This window comes from Gilliamella sp. Choc5-1, assembly GCF_001690595.1.
Lineage (GTDB): Bacteria > Pseudomonadota > Gammaproteobacteria > Enterobacterales > Orbaceae > Gilliamella > Gilliamella apicola_M.
Window position 1 is genome coordinate 34092 of the sequence record NZ_LZHH01000046.1, and the last position, 25621, is coordinate 59712.

General features: G+C 34.4%; 26 protein-coding genes and 1 other annotated feature. Of the genes, 11 read left to right on the top strand and 15 right to left on the bottom strand.

Annotation, left to right across the window (positions count from 1 at the left end):
* Window positions 1-3 precede the first annotated feature (3 nt).
* The 4 genes from A9G35_RS03865 to A9G35_RS03880 all read left to right on the top strand — a co-directional run bounded on the left by A9G35_RS03865 (window position 4) and on the right by A9G35_RS03880 (window position 3192).
* The gene (locus A9G35_RS03865) at window positions 4-1350 is read left to right on the top strand and encodes a phosphatase PAP2/dual specificity phosphatase family protein (protein ID WP_065635755.1); all 1347 of its coding nucleotides are present in this window, start codon (window positions 4-6) and stop codon (window positions 1348-1350) included.
* A complete protein-coding gene (locus tag A9G35_RS03870) occupies window positions 1329-1811 on the top strand; it encodes a hypothetical protein (RefSeq protein WP_065635756.1) in 483 nt (160 codons plus the stop codon). Before A9G35_RS03865 ends, A9G35_RS03870 begins: the two co-directional genes overlap by 22 nt.
* 62 nt (window positions 1812-1873) lie before the next feature.
* Window positions 1874-2812, top strand: coding sequence for a phosphatidate cytidylyltransferase (locus A9G35_RS03875; RefSeq protein ID WP_065635757.1), 939 nt, complete (start codon window positions 1874-1876; stop codon window positions 2810-2812).
* 116 nt (window positions 2813-2928) lie between these two features.
* Window positions 2929-3192, top strand: a complete 264-nt coding sequence (locus tag A9G35_RS03880; protein WP_065558280.1) for an HPr family phosphocarrier protein — start codon at window positions 2929-2931, stop codon at window positions 3190-3192.
* Between the two features lie 120 nt (window positions 3193-3312).
* Here the strand turns inward: A9G35_RS03880 and A9G35_RS03885 are convergent, their stop codons facing one another.
* On the bottom strand, window positions 3313-4674 hold the full coding sequence (locus tag A9G35_RS03885; RefSeq protein ID WP_065635758.1) for an APC family permease: 1362 nt from the start codon (window positions 4672-4674) through the stop codon (window positions 3313-3315).
* Window positions 4675-4991: 317 nt separating this feature from the next.
* Between A9G35_RS03885 and A9G35_RS03890 the strand changes: the two genes are divergently transcribed.
* Window positions 4992-5537, top strand: a complete 546-nt coding sequence (locus tag A9G35_RS03890) for a hypothetical protein (protein WP_065635759.1) — start codon at window positions 4992-4994, stop codon at window positions 5535-5537.
* Here the strand turns inward: A9G35_RS03890 and A9G35_RS03895 are convergent.
* The 4 genes from A9G35_RS03895 to A9G35_RS03915 form a co-directional block, all read right to left on the bottom strand.
* Window positions 5525-5791 carry a hypothetical protein gene (locus A9G35_RS03895; protein ID WP_065635760.1) on the bottom strand — a complete coding sequence of 89 codons (267 nt, stop codon included), beginning with the start codon at window positions 5789-5791 and terminating at the stop codon, window positions 5525-5527. The two genes, A9G35_RS03890 and A9G35_RS03895, sit on opposite strands and share 13 nt — an antisense overlap.
* Window positions 5792-6235: 444 nt before the next feature.
* Window positions 6236-6859: a hypothetical protein gene (locus tag A9G35_RS03900; RefSeq protein ID WP_141673764.1), complete on the bottom strand. Its 624-nt coding sequence runs from the start codon at window positions 6857-6859 to the stop codon at window positions 6236-6238.
* A gap of 110 nt (window positions 6860-6969) precedes the next feature.
* Window positions 6970-7416 (bottom strand): hypothetical protein, encoded by a 447-nt coding sequence (locus A9G35_RS03905; RefSeq protein ID WP_065635762.1) that lies wholly within the window; start codon window positions 7414-7416, stop codon window positions 6970-6972.
* 402 nt (window positions 7417-7818) lie between these two features.
* Window positions 7819-8583, bottom strand: a complete 765-nt coding sequence (locus A9G35_RS03915) for a hypothetical protein (RefSeq protein ID WP_065635764.1) — start codon at window positions 8581-8583, stop codon at window positions 7819-7821.
* 473 nt (window positions 8584-9056) lie between these two features.
* Here A9G35_RS03915 and A9G35_RS03920 point away from each other — a divergent pair, with 473 nt between their 5' ends.
* Window positions 9057-9491: a PTS sugar transporter subunit IIA gene (locus tag A9G35_RS03920; protein WP_065635765.1), complete on the top strand. Its 435-nt coding sequence runs from the start codon at window positions 9057-9059 to the stop codon at window positions 9489-9491.
* Window positions 9484-10878, top strand: a complete 1395-nt coding sequence (locus tag A9G35_RS03925) for a PTS fructose transporter subunit IIC (RefSeq protein WP_065635766.1) — start codon at window positions 9484-9486, stop codon at window positions 10876-10878. Before A9G35_RS03920 ends, A9G35_RS03925 begins: the two co-directional genes overlap by 8 nt.
* Before the next feature lie 71 nt (window positions 10879-10949).
* Here A9G35_RS03925 and A9G35_RS03930 read toward each other — a convergent pair whose 3' ends face one another.
* Complete coding sequence (locus A9G35_RS03930; RefSeq protein ID WP_065635767.1) at window positions 10950-12638, bottom strand: amidohydrolase; 1689 nt, start codon at window positions 12636-12638, stop codon at window positions 10950-10952.
* Window positions 12639-12785: 147 nt separating this feature from the next.
* Between A9G35_RS03930 and matP the strand changes: the two genes are divergently transcribed.
* The 3 genes from matP (at window position 12786) to cysB (ending at window position 17028) form a co-directional block, all read left to right on the top strand.
* Window positions 12786-13250 carry a macrodomain Ter protein MatP gene (gene matP, locus A9G35_RS03935; protein ID WP_034913031.1) on the top strand — a complete coding sequence of 155 codons (465 nt, stop codon included), beginning with the start codon at window positions 12786-12788 and terminating at the stop codon, window positions 13248-13250.
* A 29-nt stretch (window positions 13251-13279) separates the two neighbouring features.
* Window positions 13280-15889 (top strand): type I DNA topoisomerase, encoded by a 2610-nt coding sequence (gene topA, locus A9G35_RS03940; protein ID WP_065575537.1) that lies wholly within the window; start codon window positions 13280-13282, stop codon window positions 15887-15889.
* A gap of 167 nt (window positions 15890-16056) precedes the next feature.
* A complete protein-coding gene (cysB, locus tag A9G35_RS03945) occupies window positions 16057-17028 on the top strand; it encodes an HTH-type transcriptional regulator CysB (protein ID WP_065575538.1) in 972 nt (323 codons plus the stop codon).
* 76 nt (window positions 17029-17104) lie between these two features.
* On the opposite strand, the gene hisIE is transcribed toward cysB, so the two are convergent.
* From hisIE to A9G35_RS03990, 9 genes are all read right to left on the bottom strand, one after another.
* The gene (gene hisIE / locus A9G35_RS03950; RefSeq protein WP_065575539.1) at window positions 17105-17731 is read right to left on the bottom strand and encodes a bifunctional phosphoribosyl-AMP cyclohydrolase/phosphoribosyl-ATP diphosphatase HisIE; all 627 of its coding nucleotides are present in this window, start codon (window positions 17729-17731) and stop codon (window positions 17105-17107) included.
* A complete protein-coding gene (gene hisF / locus A9G35_RS03955) occupies window positions 17725-18501 on the bottom strand; it encodes an imidazole glycerol phosphate synthase subunit HisF (protein WP_034913044.1) in 777 nt (258 codons plus the stop codon). The genes hisIE and hisF overlap by 7 nt, the downstream gene beginning before the upstream one ends.
* Window positions 18483-19220: a 1-(5-phosphoribosyl)-5-[(5-phosphoribosylamino)methylideneamino]imidazole-4-carboxamide isomerase gene (gene hisA, locus A9G35_RS03960; protein WP_065635806.1), complete on the bottom strand. Its 738-nt coding sequence runs from the start codon at window positions 19218-19220 to the stop codon at window positions 18483-18485. The genes hisF and hisA overlap by 19 nt, the downstream gene beginning before the upstream one ends.
* A 17-nt stretch (window positions 19221-19237) precedes the next feature.
* On the bottom strand, window positions 19238-19825 hold the full coding sequence (hisH, locus tag A9G35_RS03965; protein ID WP_065635768.1) for an imidazole glycerol phosphate synthase subunit HisH: 588 nt from the start codon (window positions 19823-19825) through the stop codon (window positions 19238-19240).
* On the bottom strand, window positions 19826-20893 hold the full coding sequence (gene hisB, locus A9G35_RS03970) for a bifunctional histidinol-phosphatase/imidazoleglycerol-phosphate dehydratase HisB (RefSeq protein ID WP_065635769.1): 1068 nt from the start codon (window positions 20891-20893) through the stop codon (window positions 19826-19828).
* An 8-nt stretch (window positions 20894-20901) separates the two neighbouring features.
* A complete protein-coding gene (hisC, locus tag A9G35_RS03975) occupies window positions 20902-21960 on the bottom strand; it encodes a histidinol-phosphate transaminase (protein WP_065635770.1) in 1059 nt (352 codons plus the stop codon).
* 9 nt (window positions 21961-21969) lie between these two features.
* Complete coding sequence (gene hisD, locus A9G35_RS03980) at window positions 21970-23271, bottom strand: histidinol dehydrogenase (RefSeq protein WP_065635771.1); 1302 nt, start codon at window positions 23269-23271, stop codon at window positions 21970-21972.
* A gap of 4 nt (window positions 23272-23275) precedes the next feature.
* On the bottom strand, window positions 23276-24175 hold the full coding sequence (gene hisG / locus A9G35_RS03985; protein WP_034913062.1) for an ATP phosphoribosyltransferase: 900 nt from the start codon (window positions 24173-24175) through the stop codon (window positions 23276-23278).
* A gap of 38 nt (window positions 24176-24213) precedes the next feature.
* Window positions 24214-24334 (bottom strand) — a sequence feature (His leader region).
* A gap of 199 nt (window positions 24335-24533) precedes the next feature.
* Window positions 24534-24926, bottom strand: coding sequence for an AsnC family transcriptional regulator (locus tag A9G35_RS03990; protein ID WP_065590964.1), 393 nt, complete (start codon window positions 24924-24926; stop codon window positions 24534-24536).
* A gap of 118 nt (window positions 24927-25044) precedes the next feature.
* On the opposite strand from A9G35_RS03990, the gene A9G35_RS03995 reads away from it, so the two are divergent.
* Window positions 25045-25608: a cysteine hydrolase family protein gene (locus A9G35_RS03995; protein WP_034913065.1), complete on the top strand. Its 564-nt coding sequence runs from the start codon at window positions 25045-25047 to the stop codon at window positions 25606-25608.
* Window positions 25609-25621: the final 13 nt, after the last annotated feature.

Sequence of the window (25621 nt, forward strand, 5' to 3'; positions counted from 1 at the left end):
AGAATGTATGAGTTAAAATATTGCTTTAATAAGCTAACTGCTTATAAGTTAGCATGGTTAGTTGGTTTAACCGTTTTCTTTTTTACTAGCTATAATTTTGCCAATGAACTTACCGCGATACGAAGTGATGTAGGTAGTTTAGTTTTTGAATGGGAACACTCAATACCTTTATGGCCTTGGACTATTATACCTTATTGGTCAATAGATCTTATGTATGGATTAGCCATTTTGTTGGCTAGTTCTTTCTCTGCTCTTAAAAGGCTTGGCTTCAGACTTTTGTCAGCCCAAATTATTTGTATTTTTTGTTTTTTAATCTTTCCGCTTAAATTTAGTTTTGAGCGCCCACCATTAGGTGGATTTTCTGGAGTATTGTTTGCTGTTTTAATGGGATTTGATAAACCATTTAATCAAGCACCTTCATTACATATCACATTACTTATTATTTTATGGCAGTTTTATGTTAATTATTTACATAGCAAGCTAGCTCGTTACATTTTGCATGTTTGGTGTTTTTTTATAGGTGTGTCAGTATTAACAACTTGGCAACACCATTTCTTTGATATTCCAACTGGATTATGGGTTGGTTGTTTTTGTATTTGGTTATGGCCAGATAATAACTTATCGCCGTTAAAAAACAGACAATTAGCCAAACACTATGTTTGGGCAGGTATCTATTTTATCTTATTTTTGTTGTCATTGAGTTTAGCTGTTTTCTTTAATGGATGGTGGCTTTGGTTGTTATGGCTTTCGGGTTCCTTATTATTGGTTTGTGTCAATTATTTATTTATTGGTGCAATAGGATTTCAAAAACAGACTAACGGACGTTTTAATCTTGCCACTACGATTTTATATCTACCTTATTTTATGATCATGTGGATCAATTCACGATTATGGACATTTAAAAATAAGCCAGCCGATTTAATTTATGATAATGTTTATTTAGGGCAGATACCCTCTAACAATACATTACCAAAAAATTCTTATTCCTCGATTGTTGATCTATGTGCTGAATTACCTATAGGGCATGTTTTGGGTAATTATTGCTCAATTCCAGTGTTAGACATGACACCACTAACTATTGAACAATGTCAGCAAGCGTCTAAAATGATAGAGCAGTATCATAAACAAGGAAATGTATTAGTATGTTGTGCGTTAGGTTATTCACGCAGCGCTACAGCAGTAATTGCTTGGCTATTACTAACAAAAAGGGCTTCTAGCCTTGATGATGCCATTACAAAAGTCAAGTCAAGCCGTCATTCAGTCGTTATTACAACTAAGCAACGTTTAATTTTGTCAGATCTATTTTTACAAATACACAAAGGAAACCTATGCAAAGTAATAACAAAATGAAATCAGCTAAAATTACCAATCAAACTACACTGGTGACATTTTGTAGCTTATTGGCAATGAGTAAGCAATTTTATATTTTTTCATTAGCTATAACCATAATAACATTATGTTTTGGATTGATAGCAAGTTGGTGGATAGGTTCATTGCTATGCGTTATTGGCTGTCTTATCGGTTTTGGGATAGGATTAATAAGTAAATATTATGCCCTGCGCATTGAATTTGATAAAAAGCTGTTTGAATATTTAGTCATTAATGTTGACCAGTTACCAAATAAGTTAATCGAATTAGATGAAGCATTACAACAATTAAATTTAATTAACACCAATCAACTCCCTACAAGATCGATTATTGAACGCCAAAAAGGAACAATAAAGTTATTAAAAAAACAAATTTTTTGGCTTATTTTACAAATGCTACTATTAGTTGGAATATTAATCAGTGGAATGATTCGTTTTGGTTAAATGGTATCAATGTAAAATTGATTTAAATGTATTGCGCTGCAAATATAATTAAGGGGGGAACAATGTCTGATTATCAACGTGATACTTTATTATTGTTTGCGGGTATAGGTGTATTACTCGTTATTGCATCAATAATAGGGTTACAACTAAAAAAACGCATAAAAAGCCCGAATAGTGTCATTGATAATTTAAATACTCGCATTAATTCATGGTGGGTAATGGTAGCAATCATAGGTATTGCATTTTTATTAGGTAAATTGGCAGTTATTTTTTTATTTTTCCTAGCATCTGCTATCGCTTTGCGAGAATTTCTTACCTTAACTTCAGCTAATAGTTATGATAATTATGCTTTAATATTTTCTTATCTTATTGCTTTACCTTTACAATATATTTTAGTTGCTATGTCGTGGTACGGGCTATTTAGTATTTTTATTCCTGTTTATGGCTTTTTGTTATTAGCCATTTTAGCAGCAATCACTGGCTCAACGCATAATTTTCTAGAAAGAACAGCTGAAGTGCAATGGGGATTAATGATTACTGTTTATAGTATCTCTTTCGTGCCAGCATTATTAGCATTAAACATTGAACATTACCAAGATCGTAATTTACTTTTGATTGCTTTTTTAGTCTTAGTTGTTGAACTTTCAGATGTTTTACAATATGTTTTTGGAAAATTATTTGGCAAACATCTTATTAGCCCAAATTTATCACCATCAAAAACCATTGAAGGTTTTATTGGGGGAGTGTTATCGGCAAGTTTGATTGGTGCGTGTTTATTTTGGATAACACCTTTTACTTTTATTCAATCAGGTTTGATTTCACTGATGATTACTTTGCTTGGTTTTTTAGGTGGACTAGTCATGTCAGCAATAAAACGAGATAAAGGTATCAAAGATTGGGGGAAACTCATTGGCGGGCACGGTGGTGTGCTTGACCGTTTAGACTCTATCTGCTTTGCTGCACCCGTTTTTTTTCATATTGTGCGATATTACTGGACATAATGGGTCTAATTAAAAGTATTGTATAAAAATTATAACTAAAAAAGAGAAAAATGATTTAATTTATGATATAAATACAGGCATTGTATTAACGTTAAGATATAAATAAGGACTTTATTATGTTAAAAGAACAAATGGTAGTAAAAAATTCAACTGGTCTTCATGCTCGCCCTGTTACAGCATTAGTTAAATTAGCAGGCCGTTATAAATCTTCAATCGAGCTTGTTTATAATGATAAAGCAATTAAATTAAAAAGTATGATGGGCTTACTTGGTGCTGGTGTTAAAGGTGGTTCAACTGTTGAAATCATCTGTGATGGTGAAGATGAACAAGCAGCAATGGATGAAATCCGTGAATTATTCGCTACTGGTTTTGGTGAGTAATTATAATATTAGCTTAGCTAATAATTATTTTTTATTTGATTCCGTCGACTCAGGTCGACGGAATTTTTTTAAAAGGCGTAACTAGATACTTTTAAGTAGACCTAATTTAAAAAGATCAAATTAATCTTTAATAATCGAATTGAGCTCTTTATGATCAATCGACGGTAATAAGTGAGTAAATCCTCGAGTAAGATAAAGCAAATAAATAAACCCAATTGCTAACCAAACTAAACCAACAATCATTGCTGTTGCATCAAGACTTGTCCACAACCACAATGAAAGTAAAACGCCAATTGCAGGTAATAGTCCGTACTTAAATAACGTTGATGCTGTTTTTGCATTATTACCACCAAGGTAGGTTTTAATCACACATAAATTGACAAAAGTAAAAGCCACTAATGCGCCAAAGCTTATCATTGAAACCACTAAACTAAGATCTAATACTAATGACAGCAATGAAAAGCAAGCAACAAAGATAATTGATAAATAAGGTGTTCTAAAGCGTGGGTGAATTTTATAAAAAATCTGTTTAGGTAGCACCCCTTCACGTCCCATTGCATAAAAAATCCGTGACACGCTAGTTTGCGCAGTCATCGCTGATGCAAAAACTCCCGTTAAGTAGGCTGCTTGGAAGAAATTATACATAAAATCACCGCCTAATTGGCTAATTTTACCAACTTGACGAACCACTTCTAAACTTGCAGTATCTTTATTATCAGCAAAAGCAGTCCACGTTGGGTAAGCTAAGTGAGCACAATAAGAAACCACTAAAAAAATACAACCCGCAATTAACACAGTCCATATAATAGCTTTAGGTAATGATTTTTGTGCATCATTAGACTCTTCGGCTAGGGTTGCAATGGCATCAAAACCCAAAAAAGCAAGACACAATATTGCTGCTCCTGACATTAAACCACTAAAATCGCTGGCATTAACTTGCAATGGTTTCATCATTGCTTCAGGAGTTAAATCCACATTAGTTAAACTCAAAAATATAAATAACCCGATAAAAACCATTTGTACAATGATTAAGGTAAAGTTTACTGAATTAATCAGTTTTATACCAAGGTAATTTAAAAAGCTAACACTAATAAGTGAACCCAATACAAAAACATAAGCAGGAATGCTTGGAAATGCTTCATTAAGATAAATACCTAAAACCAAATAATTTAATATTGGCAAAAATAGGTAATCAAGAATTTGTGCCCAACCCACCAAAAAACCAACTTTTCCACCAAAAGTACGTTGTACATAAGAATAAGCAGAACCAGCAATAGGTAGCTTATTTGCCATACGACAATAGCTTAATGCAGTGAAAAAAATCATGGCAAGGGTGATGATATAGGCTATAGGTAAGTGTCCATTACTGGCAACAGTGACTTCCCCATAAGTGGTAAAGATCCCTAAAGGAACCATATAAGCTAAACCAAATGCAATTAATGCAGGTGTGGTTAAAACTCGTTTCATTTTTATTGCGGACATGACTTACTTTGCTCCTCTGTCCCAAAAAACAATAAAAAACTACTAAGTATAGTTTTGCCTTTTTACCCGCTTAAAGCGGCAGGGAATTCTGACATATTATGATAATTATGCAAGTTAATTTTAATTATATTGACATTAAATTATGTAAATTATGTAGTTAATAACTTAATATGAACTAATTATAATCAAACCCTAGTAAAGTAAAAAATTTCCACTAATTCAATGTCAATTTGTATTTTAAAATAAATAATATTTTAGGGAAAAGTTAGAGTTATAAAACAATAAATACAGTTTTAAGGTAAAAGGAAAATCAAAAAATGAAAAAAATCATTTTGTTATTAATTATTTGTTTAGTTTTGACAACTTGTAATAAAGCACCATTAGAAAAAATATTAAATGATATTGAAGAAAATTCTATTAAAACTGTCAAGTTAACTGATTATACTGATTTTAAATGGGATGAAGTATGGTTAATAAGTGGCAATATCAGCGGATATTATTTAAAGTTTATGCGTGATCAAGGTATTGATGTCAAAAAAGTTCAGTATTCTGATACCAATACTGATTTTGGAATATATCAGAAACATTCTGACACAATCGTGTATGTTTATAATAAAAAAGTTGTTTATTATGAGTTTCCTCCAGATAACAGAGATAGAGAGTTTTATTCTTTAGCTCCCGTTGTACCATATGCACTTCTTGATTTGAAATTACCATTGGGACAAATTATTATTCTTTCAAATAAAAATTCTGAATGTGAAGTAAACCACAAAGAATTAATCCCCCTTAAACCAATTAAAATATATGAAAATATGGATGTAGAATTAAGATGTAGGGATAATTTAAGAAATTACTGTAAATAACGTGAGAAATTCCTACATTTAATTTCAACAAACAGGATTTGTAATGAGTGAAAATCACGCTCTTTTTTAGATAAAAACTGTGTTGCATATTCAATATACTTAAGGCAACAATCCTTATATTTTTCTGGCTTATCGATTATTTCATTCTGATAGAACTGTTTTTGAGCCAAATAAGACTCTTTCCGGATCTCATCAAAATATCTTTCTTGGCAAATGGCTTCTAGCTGTGGTGTGGTTTTAATCGCTGTTGACAAAATAAATTTACCTTTATTGTTATGCAACTGTATATCTTCTTTAAAATAAAATGGTAAAAATTGAATATTTCGTATACCATTAATTAAGTCTTTATAAACCCCATATTCTATTGCGCCAGTTAATAGAAAAAATTGCTACACGAAGTAAAAAACAGACAGAAAAATAGCACCATAATAAAAGCAGCATGGAAACGGTGAGCGCCATATTTATGGTCTAACTATTTTTGTAATTGTACGGCATGTTTTAATTGCTTATATTTCCTCATGGCGTATAGTTTTTAGTTGATATTTTATTTTTTTCATAGTTTTCTCCAAAATAGAAACAAAAACCATAGCAATAAATAAGAACAACATTATCAAGTAAAAATTCTTGTGCTTGTTTTGATGATATGTTTCTCTTTTAATTCATTACATGGATTAAAAATATGTGATATTTCTTTCTTCTTATTTTTTCCAACTAAATTTTTCACCCGATTGTTTTTTTTGCAAACATTCTTCAGTGGTATATTGTTGTGGGCAGGCAAAGCAGTCTTTTGTATTTTCATTGGTAAAATTTAAATCATCGGAGATTTTTATGATGCCATTTATTGGTTTTATCTCTTGACTTAAGCAGATCAAATTTGCTCTTTCATCAGTATAATCATCTTTTGCTATTTCCATTGTAAAAACTATACTATCCCAACTAGTTTGTTTGAAAATTTCCAATTTCTTATTTCTTTCTCGAATAAATAGTTGATAGGCGCTTACGCCCATTCTGTTTTGTATTTCGACAATAGCGAAATCCGATTTATTTATCAGAGAGATTTCAAAAACCCTTTCATAAATATTTTGTTGATTTAAAAAAACTTCGGATTGCAAAATTATCTTATGAGAAAAAACATTGAACGTATCTAAAATATAAGTACCTTCGAAATCATCTTTTATGATGGGTGACATGGTTTTAGCCGTTTCATGAATATTCTTTTTTTCATTGAAGGAACTAACTTCCACATTTTTTTTATTTAATTGTTTATTGCTACAACTAGATAGTAAAACAATAATAAAAATATAGATTATTTTATTTTTCATATAGCTATCGATTAGGACATTTTTTATCATATTCTATAAATTCTTTGATCCATTGAGTATATTTTTTTCTTTCTTCATTGTTAATAAATTTATATTGTCAGAATACTTTTTTATGCGCTGCAATCCATAGTATAAAAATCTAGAATGGTTAAATACCATTTATTATCCAGTTGTGTAAGATAAAATATGAAAATATTTTTTTCATCATTCGGTAATATACCTGGAAAGTTTTCTATATATACAACTTTAACTGTTTTAGAGGCTATTTTATCGGCAATGGATTGGTACTTCTCCCAAATAGGGCTTTTTTCAAATTGATAGTGTTTTAATTCCCAATGATAATAATCAAGCGCTATTTTTAAAGCCTCAATATTTTTTTCTTTTGGATTGGCATACAGACCTAGTTTAGTGACTTTTTCACTACATGGATTAAATGTAGGATATTGTTCATATTGTATTTTAGGATTGCCAGATATTGAAACCCCTAGCAATTCATCTTCTATCCAAGACGGTATAGTATTTTCAATTATTTTATTATTAGATTTTAAATTGTTCAATTCTTCAATTCTTCAATTCTTCAATTCTTCAATTCTTCAATTCTTCTCATTGTTGGGCTGGTACTCGCATTATATACAATGAAAAGTCCTATATCTTTATGAATATATTGGTTAATTCCTTCAAAATCCTTTTTATTAAAAAAAAGTCAATAAGTTGATACACTGTAGGTTCAAACTCTTGTTGTGGAATTGTTTGAGTAACTGCTGGTTGATTTTCTATTTTTTGACTGCATGATAGGTTAGCCAAAGACCATAGAATTAGTAATAATATTCTCATTTTTAATTTTCCAAAAAATGGGCATTTGTTTTATAAGTATCCTTATTTTCGTCATAAGAATAAAAATTTTTTAAACCATCCTAAGTAAACGGTAAGGTATGTAGAATGATGATTTTTATCATTTTTTAATCTTTTTTATGAACTTCAATGATTTTATTATCCATAATGTCCGGTGATTGAAAATAATATCTTTTATCCTTAATAAACAGGGTAAAGATAAAATTGCCTTGCGTTTGTTCTTTTGCTAATCCTTGATAAGCTCTAATACTATCATCCTCTTTTAGAAATAGTGGTAAATCATAATCAAGCGTATTAAGTTTAATCTTAGTATCACTAATAGTAAGTGTTAAATTAGTGGAGAAATAATGCCCATTAAAATCTTTTAAGGTAGTAGGTTGATATTGCAAAATAGTGTTAATTGCTGTTTGATCATGTTGTTTGTACCGTTCTTCTAACTCAGGATGTTGTTCGACTAATGCCTCGGTGACAAAGTCACCGATAAAGTATTGTGAAATTTTAGGATCTCGACAAGAAAAAAGCTGTGATTTATCGGTATGCTTTTCGGTAAGTAAAAACCAAGATTCTGAGTCTAACAGAACATCATAAAGTTTATTATTTTTTGTTAATTCAGCTTTAATATAGATACTATCAGGGGTAAAACCATAAAAATGTCCAAAATCAACATCATTGGGTAAGTACTCTTCGTGCTTATTTTGAATAATTTCCAGGATATTGTCTGCACTTAAATTCCAATCTAAACACATTTGATAATAAATTAGGTTTCGAAATTTTAAATCATTACATGACTTAGAAATATTGGTTATCTCATCTTGTGCTTTACAAGAGAAAATTATTAATAGGCTTGTTATCAATATTAAAAATTTATTCATTATTTCCAATCTATATTGTTATTTTTTAATCATACTCGGAATGACCACATTTTCAAACAAAAAAATGATAGAGGTGGGCATTGTCTAATATTTTGTCGAGGATCGCACTGCTCGCTTTTTAGATTATATTTTTGTAAAAAATATTCAGGATTCTATACCGTCTAAAGATTAAAAAAATGATAAGAGTGATACGAACTTTAAATTGAAATATGACATGGCCAAAAATATTTAGCAATTTAAATGATATAAAATAGAAGCTTAAATGATTTTTTAAATTTTATTACAGTTAAACCGCATAAAACGATTTCGGAAAAAACACATTATGCATTTTAATTTTCATATTTGTGATCCAAATCTATTATTTTCTAAACAAAAAATGTCAGCATAAATAAATTATTGTATATTGAATGAACAAAGTGAAATAAAAATTAGTTTATTTTGTATAGTTATCATTAATTAAAGAGAGTCTATTTATGCAGTCAATTCCTGTTTTATCGGTTGATTTGACTAGTGATATTACTAATCAAAAATCTTCCGTTATTAATTTAATGGCTAAAGCTAGCCAAGTTTATTTAACAAATGTTAAAAGTTTTTTTGATGATGTGATGGCTCATGAGCAGGAAATGGAAACAGATATGTTACCAGATATTGCTTTGCCTCATGCCAAAAGTACAGCAGTTAATACGCCATTTATTGTTGTCGGTAAATATATTGATGGCATAGTTTGGAATAATGATAATAAAGTCAAATTAGTAATTTTAATTGGTGCGCCAGAGCATGCTAATAAAGAACATCTATCTATTATTGCTAAATTAGCATCAAATTTAGCTGATGATGATTTTATTCAGGATTTACTTAACAGCGATATTCAAATTGTAGCTAATAAAATCAGAGGATTATATGAGTAAAAAAAAGATTGTTGCGATTTGTGCATGCACAGCTGGCATGGCGCATACTTATATTGCCAAACAAAAAATTGAAAATGAAGCGAAAAAACGAGGTTGGGATTATAAGGTTGAAACACAAGGTGCTGCTGGAATTGATAATCTATTAACCGAGCAAGATCTTAAAACTGCGGATGTTATTGTATTAGCTACCGATATTTCAATCGAAAATGCTGATAGACTAGAACCTTATAAAAATATCATTAAAGTTAGTACTGGTGAAGCTGTAAAAAATACCGTTACAATTTTTAATAATGCGGATCAAATATCAACCAAAGAAGTTAAAGATAGTATAGGCAAAGAAATATTTAGAGCGTTAAATACAGGTATTAGTAAATTTTTACCAGTTATCATCGCATCAGGAATACTTTTTTCAATTGTGTTAATGACAGGCGATGTTACTAATGACGATATCTTACCAAGCAATCAATTTTTTGTCGATTTAAAACAGGTTGCACTATATGGTTTTGCCATGATGGTTCCCGTACTAGCGGCCTACATGGCTTATTCCATTGGAGGAAATGCGGCTTTAGCGCCAGCATTTATTATGGGCTATGTGGTTAATAATCCAGTTGGTTACAATCAAGTCAGTACAGGATTTATTGGTGCAATGATTTTTGGTATTTTAATCGGCTATTTCGTGAAATGGTTGAAAACGATTAAAGTCCATCCGGTAATTGCCTCGATTATGCCAGTGATGATCATCCCTACGGTGACGATATTAGTGATGGCACCACTTTATATTTATGGATTATCTTATCCTCTCGATTGGTTTGTTAAAGTTATGGTCGCTACTTTAAAAGGGATGTCAGAGGTGAATGCCGCATTTTTAGGTATTGGAATCGGAGTATTAGCGGCGCTTGATATGGGAGGACCATGTAGTAAAGCGGCGACTGCATTTACCCTAGCAGCAATGGCTGAGGGGGTTTATGGTCCAAATGGCGTGTTTCGTATGTGCTGCGCTATTCCACCATTAGGTTTAGCGGTGTCATCATTGATTATTTCACGTTCAAAATATACTAAAGAAGAAAAAGAGTTTGGAATAACAGCTTTTTTCTTATCGTTAGCTGGGATAACCGAAGGTGCCATTCCTTTTGCCGCCAAAGATCCTAAACGCGTTATCATTGCAATTGTTGTTGGTACAGCGGTTGCAGGTTTGTTAGGCATGATAAATGGCATAGATTCGCTTGTCGCATTCGGTGGTCTAGTAGCGTTAGGGGGAGTGACTAAGGGAGCCATATGGTATGTGATTGATATGTTTATCGGAGCATTGATTATTGCTGCTATCTTACATTTCACAAAAACGACAGCGGTGGAAACAGAAAAATCAAAAGCAATTGAAGTTGATTAAAGCTTGGATAATTATTTATGCTACACCACTAATAATTGTGGTGTAGTAATTTGACATAAAAAATTTAAATTTTAAATTACATCATTTTGATAAACCGTTTTACCGCCAACAATAGTTGTTAACACGTTAACGTTTTGGATATCATTAGTTGGTATGGTAAATGGGTTGCGATCTAAAATAATTAAATCAGCAAATTTACCTTTTTCAATTGAACCAATATATTCATCTTGTTTTAATACATATGCAGAATTGATAGTAGCACTACGCAATACTTCAGTAATAGTTAAATTACGATCGCTGTCTAATCGTGGATGATCAGCATCAATTTGTCGAGTCATAGCAATTTGGAAATCATACCATTCGTTTAAAGGATCAATTGGCCAATCGCTACCAAATGCACAGTTTACACCAGCATCAATGTATTGCCCGTGTGCTTCTAATCCATTATAACGTTCTGGACCAAATAGAGTTTGATACTGCTCAACCATTGCTGAACTACAACCAGCCCACTGGAAAGAAAATACTACGCAAGCATTTAATTGTTTATATCTGGCAAACTGGTGTGTTGCGCTTAGTTCGTTATGTGCAGTGCTTGGACGGATATCTGCATCAGGTAAGGCTTTTCGCATTTTTTCAATAGCATCAAGTACCACTTCAATTGCCCCTTCACCAACAGTATGCATATGTGGGTGAAAACCTGCTTTTGCGGATTCAAGTATTAATGTATCTAACATTTCAGTGGAATAATAAAGATCACCGTAACGATCTTTTTCGTTTTCTAACTGATATGGTTTAAGTAATCGTGCAGTCATCAAAGGTGCTTGCATTACGCCATCTACAAATAACTTAGTATGTGATATTTTAATGCCTGGTTTAGGTTGCCAGTTTTTATCATCATAACGAGCGGCAAACTGTTTTACTTTCTCAATGACATTTGGAATATCGGCAATTGATGACACATCATCAGGTGGCAATTCCCGTGCGCCGAACAGGCGGATAGAAAGCCCATCTTGTTGCTGTAGTCTTAAAAAGGCATCGGCTTGAGTTTCAGTAATTCGAGCATCCATAACAGCAGTAACGCCTTGTTTATTTAATTCTGCTTGCGATAATTTAGCAATATTAAGTGCTTGTTCATCAGTTAATTTAGAAATACTATCAAAAGCACGCATGGCTGGAGCATCTTCTAATATACCATTTAATTCACCTTCATCAGTACGACCAATTTTACCATCCGATGGTTCCGGTGTGTTTCTATCTAAACCAAATTTCTCTAATGCTATACTGTTAGCAACCAAAGTATGACAATCATTTGAAAACAAAATAACAGGGCGTTTTGTATTGAGTTTATCAAGATCAAAACGAGTAATATCTGTACCAATTGGTAACACTTCTTGGCGTAACCAACCACGGACTTGCAACCAATTAGCGTTATGATTGGGATTATCTTTATCTAAATAGTCTTGAATAATAGCTAAAGTTTCATCAATAGTTAAACTTTGGTAATTTAAATTACATGATGATAATTGCATGCCACCCCAAAAGGTGTGTAAATGTGAGTCAATAATACCTGGCATCATTGTTTTGCCTTGCAAATCATAAATTATTGTATGATTATCAACATAGTGACTGTTATTTATTTCTTGCGTGGAGCCTGTTGCAATAATATAGCCATTTTCAATTGCGATAGCTTCACACACGCTGTCTTGCTTATCTGCGGTGTAAATATAGCCATTAATATAAATAACATCAGCTTTAGCCATTATGTAGAATTCCTTAAATAAAGATCGAAATGAAAGGCTCACGATAACAGATTTATAAAAAATTTGTCAAACGCAATAATTTTCTTTATTGTGTGAGCAGATTATGCTACAAATAGCTATTTAGTTACAGCGTCACAAGGTGAACGGATGAAATATCAACAGTTAGAAAACCTTGAATGCGGTTGGAAATGGAATTACCTAGTTAAAAGGCACTTAGAAGGCGAGTTAATTACACGCTATATTGAAAAAAGTGCTGCGCAACATGCGGTCAATGAGTTATTGTTGTTGGAACATAACCCAACTGGTGTTGTTGATTGGATAAAACAGCATTTAAATCCTGACTTAGATAATCGCCTGAAGCAAACTATTCGGGCAAGGCGAAAGCGTCATTTTAATGCAGAACAACAAAATACTCGAAAAAAATCCATTGATTTGGAATTTTTAGTTTGGCAACGATTGGCTAATTTAGCTAAACGCCGTGGATGCACGTTGTCACAAACCATTACTCAACTAATTGAAGATGCAGAGCAGAAAGAACAATATGCAACGAAAGTATCAACAATTAAAGATGATTTACTGTCACTCCTAGATGTAAATATTGATAGTAAATAATACAAACAACAGAATAGAAAGGTTTAATTATGGGAAAATCCCTTGTTATTGTGGAATCACCAGCCAAAGCAAAAACGATCAATAAATATCTTGGCAAAGATTTCGTGGTTAAATCAAGTGTAGGTCATATTCGCGATCTACCTGTAAGTGGTAGCAGCCAACGAGCTGAAAAATCAATAAAAGACAAAAAAGATAAAGTTGAGAAAAAAGTTAAACGTTCAGAAAAACAAGTATTGGTTGATCGCATGAGCGTCGATCCATATAACGGTTGGAAAGCGCATTACGAAATTCTACCAGGTAAAGAAAGAGTAGTATCTGAACTGAAAAAACTGGCTAAAGATGCTGACATGATCTATCTTGCAACCGATTTGGATAGAGAAGGAGAAGCCATTGCATGGCATCTTAAAGACGTGATAGGTGGTGAAGATAGCAAATATCGTCGTGTTGTTTTTAACGAAATTACCAAAACGGCGATCAAAAATGCTTTTAATGAACCATCGATGCTTGATATGGATCGGGTTAACGCCCAGCAAGCACGTCGATTTATGGATCGGGTAGTTGGCTTTATGCTATCGCCATTACTTTGGAAAAAGGTTGCTAGGGGCTTATCAGCTGGACGTGTACAATCTGTTGCTGTACGCCTTGTTGTTGAGCGTGAACGCGAAATTCATGCTTTCATTCCTGAAGAATACTGGGATCTGTTTGCTGATTTGAGCACGGCTAAAAATGAGCCATTAAGTTTACAAGTTACTCATTATAAAAACGATGCATTCGAACCTAAAGATAAAGTTGCCATTGATATTGCGCTAGCTGAACTTAATAAAAACCAATATCAAGTAACTAATATTGAACAAAAGCCAACTAAAAGTAATCCAACAGCACCTTTTATTACCTCAACTTTACAGCAAGCAGCAAGTACTCGTCTTGGTTTTGGTGTTAAAAAAACCATGATGTTGGCTCAAAGATTATATGAAGCAGGTTACATTACCTATATGCGTACTGACTCGACCAATTTAAGTCAGGATGCGCTAGCGATGGTACGTGATTATATTGGTAAAAATTTTGGCGATAAATATCTACCAAAATCGGCTAATATATACAGTAGTAAAAAGAACTCGCAAGAAGCGCATGAAGCGATTCGCCCATCAGATGTTACTATCTTAGCTGATAATCTTAGTGATGTTGAAGCTGATGCCGCTAAATTATACCAACTAATTTGGCGCCAATTTGTAGCTTGCCAAATGACATCGGCTGAATATAACTCAACAACAATTACGGTTAATTCAGGTGATTTTACTTTAAAAGCCAAAGGTCGGACATTGCGTTTTGATGGTTGGACTAAAGTGCAGCCACAGCTAGCCAAAAATAATGAAGATAAAATATTACCATCACTATCGATAAACGATAAGCTTGATTTGATTAACTTAAATCCAAATCAACATTTTACCAAACCACCAGCAAGATATAACGAAGCATCTCTTGTTAAAGAGCTTGAAAAGCGAGAAATTGGGCGACCATCGACTTATGCAACCATTATTTCGACAATTCAAGATCGTGGTTATGTGCGTTTAGATAATCGTCGGTTTTATGCTGAAAAAATTGGTGAAATTGTTACCGATAGACTTAGTGAAAACTTTAATGATCTAATGAGTTATGATTTTACAGCACGTATGGAACATGCTCTGGATGAGATTGCTCATAAAAAACAAGAATGGCGTGAAGTGCTTGATCAGTTTTTTAGTGACTTTAGTCAGCATTTTGAGGTTGCTGAACAAGCACCAGATAAAGGTGGAATGCAGCTTAATCCATTGGTGCTAACACCTGAAATTAAATGTCCAAATTGTGGGCGTGAAATGGGTATTAAAACTGCCGGTACCGGTGTATTTTTAGCTTGTTCAGGCTATGCGTTGCCACCTAAGGAGCGTTGTAAACAGACCATTAACTTAATTCCTGAGCACGAAACATTAAATATTCTAGAAGAAGCTGAAACAGCAGAAACTGATGCTTTAAGAGCCCGTAAACGCTGTCCAAAATGTCACACGGCTATGGATAGTTATCTACTTGATAATGAACGAAAACTGCATATCTGTGGCAATAACCCGATTTGTGATGGTTTTATTGTCGAAAAAGGTAACTTTAAGGTTAAAAGTTATGAAGGGCCAATTATTGAATGCGAAAAATGTGGTTCAGAAATGCATTTAAAATCGGGGCGATTTGGCCTATATATGGGCTGTACTAATCCTGATTGTAAAAATACGCGTAAGATCTTAAAAAATGGTGATGTTGCACCACCAAAAGAAGACCCAGTTGATCTGCCAGAACTAAAATGCACCAAGTCAGATGCACATTTTGTATTACGTGACGGTGCTGCGGGTATCTTTTTGGCGGCGCATAATTTTCCAAAATCAAGAGAAACACGCGCACCTTTGATAGAAGAGTTACAACGTTTTAAAGAACGCTTGCCCGAAAAATTCATTTATTTGACCGAAGCACCAAATAAAGATCCTAATGGTAATCCATCAATTGTTCGTTTTAGCCGTAAAAATAAACAACAATATGTTACTTCTGAAGTTAATGGAAAATCGACAGGTTGGGTGATGCAATATGTAGATGGCAAATGGATCAATAGCAAAAAATAGGTAGACACGTTTGAATTTTGTTAAAAACTTTCAGGAAAGCATGTGGTTAAGTATAAAATAATTATTCTTTTGTGCTAGGCTGTGAAATTACTTACCTTAGCAATTTTTCCTTTTGGAGTTTTATAGAAAGGAAGAAGAGCATACAGTTAGAGGAGCGTTTGAGTGTTATGAAATTGCAACAATTACGCTATATTGTTGAGGTCGCAAATAACGACCTCAATGTATCGCTAACATCCGAAAAACTGTATACCTCTCAACCCGGTATAAGCAAACAAATAAAATTATTAGAAGACGAGCTCGGCGTTCAGATATTTACTCGAGTGGGTAAACACCTTTCTCAAATCACACCGGTTGGTGAAAAAATCATTGCTTTTGCCCGAGAGATCCTCAATAAGTCCAATGATATTAAGATTATCGCCAAAGAGTTTAGTCAACCAAATCAAGGCTCATTAACAATTACCACTACCTATACTCAAGCTCGTTATACATTGCCAGTTGTGATTCAACAGTTTATGCAGCAATATCCAAGTATTACATTGCATATGGAGCAAGGATCATCCCCTCAATGTATTTTACAAACTCAAGAAGGTATGGCAGAATTTGCTATTGTGACCGATATCTCACAGCTTAGCGATGATATGATAGCCTTACCTTGTTATCACTGGAACCAAGCTGTGATTGTGATGAAAGATCATCCGCTTGCCAAAAGTAAATTAATTTCTATTGAAGAGCTTTCAAAATATCCGTTAGTTAGTTATGATTTTTCTAATGATGGTTCAGATTTAAATCAAGCTTTCTTGCGTGCTAACCAATCACCTAATATTGTTTTTAGCACAACGGATGCCGAGTTAATTAAAACTTATGTTAAATTAGGTGTCGGCGTTGGTATTGTGGCAAAAATGGCGGTGATCAATACTTCAGATGACGATTTAGTTGTACTTAATGCTGGACATATTTTTCCTTACAGCACGACCTATATCGTTTTTCCTCGCTCATTATATTTACGCAGTTATATGTATGATTTTATCAGTCAGTTTTCGCCTCATTTGAATCGACAAGCTGTAGACAAACTTATGTTATGTGAAAACAATTCCGAAGTATTAACGATGTTTAACGGGGTTAAATTACCGGTTTACTAATTTATTCTATCTTTTTTTATGAGAATAAAAAATTGAAACAAAGTGCGACATAACTCGCACTTTGGATGGGTTATAACTATTTATGTCTTGCTTTTAAAATACCAATGACATCTTGTAAAGACAGATTCTGGTCTTGGAGTAAAACTAATAAATGATAAATTAAATCGGCAGATTCATTTTTTAGTTCCTCGCTGTCATGAACTGTTGCTGCAAGGGCTGTTTCAACGCCTTCTTCTCCCACTTTTTGAGCTATGCGTTTAGTGCCGTCATGATACAGTTTTGCGGTATATGATGATTTAGGATCGGCATTTTTACGCCCTGCAATTATCTGTTCTAATTCAAATAAAAATCCCCATTGAGTTTTAGTCGAAGCAAAACAACTTGTTGAGCCGGTATGGCAAGTTGGGCCAACTGGATCAACTAAAATCAATAACGTATCATTATCACAATCCGTTGAAATACTCACAACATTAAGAAAATTGCCAGAAGTTTCACCCTTTGTCCAAAGGCGCTGTTTGGTTCGTGAATAAAAAGTGACTTTGCCGCTATTTTGTGTTTGTGCTAACGCTTCTTGATTCATATAGCCAAGCATTAACACATCGCCCGAAACATAATGCTGAATAATGACCGGCATTAAATTATCCACTTTTTGCCAATTCAGTTGTTGTAAATCTAATTGGGTATTGCAATTTTGCGTTAACATAATCGAATATTTACTCCATGCTGTGCCAAATATTGTTTAAGTTCACCAATATTAATAATTTGTTTATGAAAAACTGAGGCAGCTAATGCTCCATCAACTTGTGCTTCATTAAATGCCTGTAAAAAATGCTCAATAGTACCAGCACCGCCTGAAGCAATTAGTGGCACGTTGCATACTTCTCGAACGGCGTTTAGTTGAATAATATCATATCCATTACGAACACCGTCTTGGTTCATCATATTAAGAACAATTTCACCTGCACCACGTTTTTGTACCTCCTGTACCCAGTCGAGAGTGTTCCATTTTGTGGCAACGGTACGTTTTTCGTCACCAGTAAATTGATAAACATGATAATTGTTTGACTGTTTGTCATACCAGCTATCAATGCCAACTACAATGCACTGTACTCCGTAACGATCTGCAAGCCGTGTAATTAAACTAGGATCAGCAAGGGCAGGGGAATTAATCGAAATTTTATCAGCTCCAAAGGTTAATATTTGACCTGCATCTTCAACCGTTTTAATACCACCAGCAACACAAAAAGGGATATCAATCACTTCGGCAATTTTTGCGATCCAACTTTTATCGACAACACGACCATCTGACGAAGCGGTGATATCATAAAAAACGAGCTCATCTGCACCTTCTTCTGCATATTTTTTTGCTAAGGGGACTATGTCTCCAATAATTTCATGATTACGAAATTGTACACCTTTAACCACTTGTCCATCGCGAACATCTAAACAGGGAATTATTCTTTTGGCCAACATGAAATTGCCTCCTGAACTGTAAATTTTTCTTCAAGTAAAGCACGGCCAACAATGACACCTTTAACACCACTGTCTTTCAGTGCTTTGACATCACTCAATTGACCAATTCCGCCAGACGCTTGAAAAGCAATCTGTGGGTATTTACGACTAATTTCCTGATACAACTTAACGTTTGAGCCACTGAGTGTGCCATCTTTGGAAATATCTGTACACAATACATGCCTTAAGCCATAAGGAAGGTAATCATCAATCACTTGTTCTAGTGTCTGACAGGAATCTTCTTGCCATCCATGAATAGCGACATATTTATTTCCTTGGTTGTTAATGCGGACATCAAGAGCCAATACTAGCCTTTCTGCACCATATTTTGAAAACCACTGTTTGACCAATTCGGGTTGCTTAATAGCTGTCGAACCAATTACTATGCGAGCAGCGCCGGCAGATAGCAATGATTGTATATCTTTTTCAGTACGAATTCCTCCACCAACTTGAACTGGTATTTGCACACCATTAATCAGATTTTGTATTAGTAAAATTTGGCGTTTTTGGGGATCTTTCGCACCTGTTAAATCAACAAGATGTAACAGTTTAGCACCTTGTTTTTCATAATCCTGTAAGCGTAAAAGTGGATCGTTGCCATAATCACGTTTTTGCTTATAATCACCTTGATGTAATCGCACAACGGAACCATCGATTAAATCAAGTGCAGGAATGATTATTGGAAAAGCTGTCATAGTTACATCTCCAAAAAGTTTTTTAGCAATTTTGCACCGGCTAAGCCAGAACGCTCGGGATGAAATTGCACGCCGTAAAAGTTTTCTTTTTGTACGGCTGCGGTAAAGCTTTCGCCGTAATTGGTTTCTGCTATTGTTGCTGAGCATAATGGCATCGCGTATCCATGTACAAAGTAAAAATAAGCATCATCAGGAATATCTCGAAATAGATGATGACCGGCTTTAGGTGAAACCTGATTCCACCCCATATGTGGTAAAGGTAAACCACAATCAGGAATTTCTCTAACTTTTTCGTGAATAATTCCCAATGTGTTAACATTTCCTTCGGTACTATAATCGGCTAGAAGTTGCATACCAAGGCAGATCCCTAATACAGGTTGAGTACAAACTCTTATTAGTTCGGTTAAATTACGCTCTTTTAATTTTTTCATTGCCGAACTTGCAGATCCTACTCCTGGTAAAAACAACTTATCTGAGCTGAGCACGATATCTGGGTCAAGGCTAATTATTGGATCATAACCTAATCGTTGCACGGCATATTTGACCGAAGATAAATTAGCACAGCCAGTATCTAGGATGACAATCTTCATTTATAGTACTCCTTTTGAGCTTGGTAATCGGTCACTTTCAATTTTGATGGCTTGTTTTAATGTTCTAGCAAAAGCTTTAAATAAACTTTCTACTTTATGATGATCATTATCGCCTTCTGTTTCAATATGCAATGTAATAGCCATAGCATAACTAATTGAGTAAAAGAAATGTTCTACCATTTGCGTGCTCATATCGCCAACTTTAGGGTGAGTAAACTCTGCTTTAAATTTTAGATAAGGGCGTCCTGAAATATCTATTGCACATTTAGCTAAACACTCGTCCATAGGGATAACTGAGGCATAACGGGTAATACCACGTTTATCATCGAGTGCTATTTTTAGTGCCTCTCCTAAAGCTAGTCCAGTATCTTCTATGGTATGATGATCATCAATATGTAAATCACCATCAACTTGGATATTGAGTTTAATTCCACCATGAGTCGCAATTTGATCGAGCATATGATCAAAAAAACCAATTCCAGTATTAATTTGACTGCCACCTTGGCGATCAAGCCACACTTCAACAAGTATTTTAGTTTCTTTGGTATTGCGTTTAACTTTTGCATAACGATCTTTAATGGTTAATCGTTGGGCGATTTCGTCCCAGTTTAAATTTTCAGGATGATATCGTAATCCTTGGATTTGCATGTTTTCAGCTAATTGAATATCTGTGACCCTGTCACCAATAACATAACTGTTTTGTTTATCTAATTTACCACTAGTAAGATATGGCAAAACTAATTGGATTTTCGGCTTACGACACTCACAATTATCTTCTGGAAAGTGTGGGCAAATTAAGACATCCTCAAAATTAACACCTTGCGATTTAAAAATCTGCATCATCAAATTGTGTGGACCATCAAAATCAGCCTGTGGATAGCTACTAGTCCCGAGCCCATCTTGATTAGTGACCATCACTAAATGGTATCCCGCAGTTTGTAGCTTGAGTAGTGCTGGGATCACATTAGGTTCAAAAGCCAATTTTTCAAACTGATCAACCTGAAAATCAACCGGAGGCTCCGTAATTAATGTGCCATCTCGATCAATAAATAAGTACTTTTGTAACATTTTTGCTCCTATTTAATTTTTTTGAGCGCAGAAATGACAGCTTCGCACTCGGCTTGAGTACCAATGGTAATTCGAATTATATTTTGTTGCCCAATAGATTTACTTTGATTGCGTAAAATAATGCCTTGGCACCATAAAATATTAAATACATCTTTATCATGTTGAAATTTAACACACAAATAGTTGGAATAACTCGGATAAATTTTTTCGACAATTGGCAATTGTCGAAGTAAATTGGCAAATTTTTCCTTTTGATTATTTAAATTTACCACATGTAGCTTCATGGTATTCACGCCATCTTTACTCAGCGCTTGAGCCGCAATATCGGCAACGGGAGTTGCAAGAGGATAAGGAGCTATAACTTTTTGTAATGCATTAATAACGGGTTTATTTGCGATGGTAAAGCCACAACGTAATCCAGCCAAAGCAAATGCTTTTGATAGCGTGCGTAAAATTACTAAATGCGGATAGTCAGCAAGCCAACTTACAACCGTTGAGTCAAGAGAAAACTCAATATACGCCTCGTCAATAATGACCAAAGCACGATCTTTGGCAATATTAAGTAAAGCTTTGATATCATCAGGATTAATTAAATTACCGGTCGGATTATTTGGTGAACAGACATAAATTAATTTTACAGTATCAAGATTTTGTTTTATGCCATCAAGATCAAGCTGCCAATCAGAAGTGGTTGGCACAGTTTTGGTTTTAATACCTAATGTCTCAGCACTTACTTGGTACATGCCATAAGTTGGTGGACAATATAAAATACTATCGTGCTGAGGCTCACAAAATGCACGCATTAAAAGCTCAATGGCCTCATCAGCTCCTCGGCTAACAAGCACTTGTTCAGTTTTAACCCCTGCATATTGTGCATAACGCTGAATTACTTTTTCAGGCTGCGGTTCTGGATAACGGTTTAAGGTTTGATCGGTCAAGTCAAAATGAGGTGCTACCGGATATTCATTGGCATTTAGCCACACATCGCCTTGACCACCAATTCGCCGAGCAGATTGATAAGGTGTTAATTGCTGAACATTTTTTCGAACTAATTTATTAATATCCATTTTAACTACCTATTTTTGATTTATTGAATTTAATACCGATAAACGAAGACTAACTGCTTGTTTATGGGCGGTGAGTTGTTCAGCCTCTGCCATAAGCTCAACGGCATTACCTATTGCTTTTAATCCTTCTGGTGTTAATTTTTGCACCGTCATACGTTTTTGAAAATCAGCAAGCCCAAGACTAGAATATGTGGCTGTATAACCATAAGTTGGTAATACATGATTGGTTCCTGATGCATAATCACCTGCTGACTCCGGTGACCAATCCCCTAAAAAGATTGAGCCAGCACTAGTAATTTGCTCAACTAATTCATCCGCATTTGCAGTTTGAATAATTAAGTGTTCGGGACCATAGCGATTACTAATAGCAACACATTCATCCAAATCTTTAGTTACAATAAGGCGACTTTCTTGCAATGATTTTTCAGCGATATTCTGGCGGGATAGTTGCGTAAGTTGTTTATCGACTTCAATCGATACTGCTTGTGCTATTTTTTCATCAGGTGTTAACAAAATAACTTGTGAATCAGGACCATGTTCAGCTTGTGATAAAAGATCGGCAGCAATGAAAGCAGGATTAGCCGAACTATCTGCAATGACTAATACTTCAGATGGACCTGCAGGCATATCAATGGCTGCGCCATCAAGGCGTTGGCTAACTTGGCGTTTGGCTTCGGTAACGTAAGCATTTCCAGGACCAAAAATCTTAGCTACTTTAGGCACTGATTCGGTTCCAAATGCCATAGCTGCAATTGCTTGGGCTCCACCAAGCTGGTAAACTTCGGTCACGCCACAAAGTTCAGCCGCATATAATATTTCATCAGCAATCGGAGGCGGCGAGCATAAAATAACTTTACTACATCCTGCAATTTTTGCAGGGATTGCTAGCATTAATACGGTTGATAATAAAGGTGCTGAGCCACCAGGAATATATAGTCCTACAGATTCAATTGGGCGAGTCACTTGCTGACAATTTATACCTGGCATTGTTTCAACTGTAATAGCTTGTTTTACTTGAGCTAGGTGGAATTTTTCGATATTAGAAACAGCAAGTTGCATAGCTTGTTTCAATTCTGAATTAACTCGGCAAGTTGCAGCTTTAATTTCATCTTGAGTTAATTTAATTTGCTTGATCTGAATTTTATCAAACTTGTTACTAAGCGTTTTTAATGCCTCATCACCATTTTGTTTAACTTGACCCAAAATATCAGTTACCGATTGACTAATCGAATCAGAAGCAGTAATTGCTGGGCGAGTAAGTAGTTTCCTGCGTTGATCGTCAGTACATTGTTGCCAATAAGAGAGTTTCATATTATTACTCCATCATTTTTTCAATTGGTAATACAAGAATTGAACTTGCGCCTAATGTTTTTAATTTTTCCATGGTTTCCCAAAAAAGAGATTCACTACTCACCATATGTAGCGCAACACGATTTTGCTCGCCTGTTAACGGTAAAATGGTTGGATTTTCGGCACCCGGCAATAGCGCAACAATATCATCTAACACCTCAGTAGGGGCGTGGAGCATAATATATTTGGATTCACGAGCTTGAATAACGCCTTGAATGCGTGTCATGATTTTATCGATTAACGCCTGTTTTATTGGCGACATTTCACCTTGACGTTGAATTAAGCAGGCTTTTGATTTATAAATAACTTCGATCTCTTTTAGTCCATTGGCCTCAAGCGTTGCACCACTCGAAACCAAATCACAAATTACATCGGCAAGCCCAGCCCGAGGGGCAACTTCGACCGAACCATTAAGCAAACATGTTTTAAAGTTAACATTATATTGAGCAAGATAACGGCGGAGCAGGTGAGGGTAAGTGGTGGCAATACGCAAATCATTTAAACATTCTGGTCCTGTATACTCAAAATCACGAGGTGCTGCGATCGACAATCGACAGCCACCAAAATCTAAACTACGCAATTTTTTAAATTGTGGATCTTCGCCTTCGGCCTGCCTATCTAATACTTCCTCTTCTAAAACATTTTCGCCGACAATCCCAATATCGACAACGCCATCAATAACCAGTCCGGGGATATCGTCGTCACGAACACGCAAGATATCAATGGGCATATTTTCAGCAAAAGCAATCAAACGCTGTTCCTGAAGATTAATTTTAATACCACATTGGGCAAGTAACTTTTTTGATTCGTCACTTAATCGACCTGACTTTTGCATAGCAATGCGTAAACGCGAATTATCCAACATATCTTTCTCCAAAGTTATCTAAAAATTTATAAACTACAAACAAAAAACCCTCGGAAGTTTGATCTTCCGAGGGTTTCTGCTTGCTTTTGCGACATCACCGGAAGACCAAAGTCTTCCAGCACCAATTGCCCGAAGACTATTCAGGAATGATGGTGATGATGATGTGTACTAATAGCATTAGTAATAAAAACGCAAAAACAATTCATAAAAATAAAAACCTTTAACTGAGTTGATAATTAAAGCTACTGAACAAAATATAACAGAATTTACATGCTCGCAACTTTTTTTTGTTTTTTATGTAAAAAATCTTTATACAAAAAATAGTCAACAAGTTTAGGTGTAAATTTTTAAAATAGCGTTATTTAATCACTTTTGACTGATGACTAACTTTATAACGGCAATAGAGCTCAAGTTTGTCTAAAAAATGTGGTAAGTTTTGGTCTGTAAATTCACTTTTTATAAAATAACACCCATCGCCTGTGATTTTATAAAATTCGATGATTTCTTTAAACGACATGACCATGTTTTCGAACGAGGTGAATTGATTTGAATTCATATAAATCGTTATAAACTGAAGCTGATTTGTTTTTTCTTTAATAGTAAATTTTTCAATAATATGATTATCATACAATTCTTGAACTCGCTGTCCAACAGCCTGTCCTGACAAATATACTTTTTCGCCAATTTCTTTCCATGATTGACGACTATTTTTTTTAAGTTCATCTAAAATAGCGCGATCTTTTTTATCCATACTTGTTTATCTTTTTCATTTTGAAAGTAGGTAAGTAATAATACTTTCAATTCATTATGTAACAGATAGCGTAATTATCGCATAATTATCAACTCAAACATAATTTAAGGACAAAACAATGAAACAAGGGTTAATAATTATCGACGTACAAAATGACTATTTCCCAACGGGTAAATTTACTTTAAACAATACAGAATTAACTTTACAAAATACCTTAAAACTACAAAAACACTTTAGAGCACAACAATTACCGATCTTTTATATTCAGCATATAAAGTCTGATCCTCATGCGGATTTTTTTGCTAACGGAAGTTTAGGCGCTGAAATTCATCCAAGTTTGTTACCGCTTGGTAACTTGCATGAGTATCTTGTCAAAAAAACATTCCCTAATAGTTTTTATCAAACTGAGCTACAAAAAAAATTACAACAAGAACAGATCCAGCAGATGGTTATTTGTGGAATGATGAGCCATATGTGTGTTGACTCAACAACACGTCACGCATCCGAACTAGGTTATCAACCGATATTAATCCACGATGCTTGTACAACTTGTGATCTCGAATTTGATGGTAAAACGATTCCATCCCAAGTGGTACATAACAACTTTATGTCTGCCTTAACCAATTTTGCATCGGTTGTAAGTTGTGAAATGTTTGTTCAAACCAAACTGGCTATTTTATAAATTATAGCATTGT

What these genes read in the sequence shown, in the direction of transcription:
- A9G35_RS03865 (WP_065635755.1), top strand. Translation starts at nt 4, where the DNA reads ATGTATGAGTTAAAATATTGCTTTAATAAGCTAACTGCTTATAAGTTA.
- A9G35_RS03870 (WP_065635756.1), top strand. Translation starts at nt 1,329, where the DNA reads ATGCAAAGTAATAACAAAATGAAATCAGCTAAAATTACCAATCAAACT.
- A9G35_RS03875 (WP_065635757.1), top strand. Translation starts at nt 1,874, where the DNA reads ATGTCTGATTATCAACGTGATACTTTATTATTGTTTGCGGGTATAGGT.
- A9G35_RS03880 (WP_065558280.1), top strand. Translation starts at nt 2,929, where the DNA reads ATGTTAAAAGAACAAATGGTAGTAAAAAATTCAACTGGTCTTCATGCT.
- A9G35_RS03885 (WP_065635758.1), bottom strand. Translation starts at nt 4,674, where the DNA reads ATGTCCGCAATAAAAATGAAACGAGTTTTAACCACACCTGCATTAATT.
- A9G35_RS03890 (WP_065635759.1), top strand. Translation starts at nt 4,992, where the DNA reads ATGAAAAAAATCATTTTGTTATTAATTATTTGTTTAGTTTTGACAACT.
- A9G35_RS03900 (WP_141673764.1), bottom strand. Translation starts at nt 6,859, where the DNA reads ATGAAAAATAAAATAATCTATATTTTTATTATTGTTTTACTATCTAGT.
- A9G35_RS03915 (WP_065635764.1), bottom strand. Translation starts at nt 8,583, where the DNA reads ATGAATAAATTTTTAATATTGATAACAAGCCTATTAATAATTTTCTCT.
- A9G35_RS03920 (WP_065635765.1), top strand. Translation starts at nt 9,057, where the DNA reads ATGCAGTCAATTCCTGTTTTATCGGTTGATTTGACTAGTGATATTACT.
- A9G35_RS03925 (WP_065635766.1), top strand. Translation starts at nt 9,484, where the DNA reads ATGAGTAAAAAAAAGATTGTTGCGATTTGTGCATGCACAGCTGGCATG.
- A9G35_RS03930 (WP_065635767.1), bottom strand. Translation starts at nt 12,638, where the DNA reads ATGGCTAAAGCTGATGTTATTTATATTAATGGCTATATTTACACCGCA.
- matP (WP_034913031.1), top strand. Translation starts at nt 12,786, where the DNA reads ATGAAATATCAACAGTTAGAAAACCTTGAATGCGGTTGGAAATGGAAT.
- topA (WP_065575537.1), top strand. Translation starts at nt 13,280, where the DNA reads ATGGGAAAATCCCTTGTTATTGTGGAATCACCAGCCAAAGCAAAAACG.
- cysB (WP_065575538.1), top strand. Translation starts at nt 16,057, where the DNA reads ATGAAATTGCAACAATTACGCTATATTGTTGAGGTCGCAAATAACGAC.
- hisIE (WP_065575539.1), bottom strand. Translation starts at nt 17,731, where the DNA reads ATGTTAACGCAAAATTGCAATACCCAATTAGATTTACAACAACTGAAT.
- hisF (WP_034913044.1), bottom strand. Translation starts at nt 18,501, where the DNA reads ATGTTGGCCAAAAGAATAATTCCCTGTTTAGATGTTCGCGATGGACAA.
- hisH (WP_065635768.1), bottom strand. Translation starts at nt 19,825, where the DNA reads ATGAAGATTGTCATCCTAGATACTGGCTGTGCTAATTTATCTTCGGTC.
- hisB (WP_065635769.1), bottom strand. Translation starts at nt 20,893, where the DNA reads ATGTTACAAAAGTACTTATTTATTGATCGAGATGGCACATTAATTACG.
- hisC (WP_065635770.1), bottom strand. Translation starts at nt 21,960, where the DNA reads ATGGATATTAATAAATTAGTTCGAAAAAATGTTCAGCAATTAACACCT.
- hisD (WP_065635771.1), bottom strand. Translation starts at nt 23,271, where the DNA reads ATGAAACTCTCTTATTGGCAACAATGTACTGACGATCAACGCAGGAAA.
- hisG (WP_034913062.1), bottom strand. Translation starts at nt 24,175, where the DNA reads ATGTTGGATAATTCGCGTTTACGCATTGCTATGCAAAAGTCAGGTCGA.
- A9G35_RS03990 (WP_065590964.1), bottom strand. Translation starts at nt 24,926, where the DNA reads ATGGATAAAAAAGATCGCGCTATTTTAGATGAACTTAAAAAAAATAGT.
- A9G35_RS03995 (WP_034913065.1), top strand. Translation starts at nt 25,045, where the DNA reads ATGAAACAAGGGTTAATAATTATCGACGTACAAAATGACTATTTCCCA.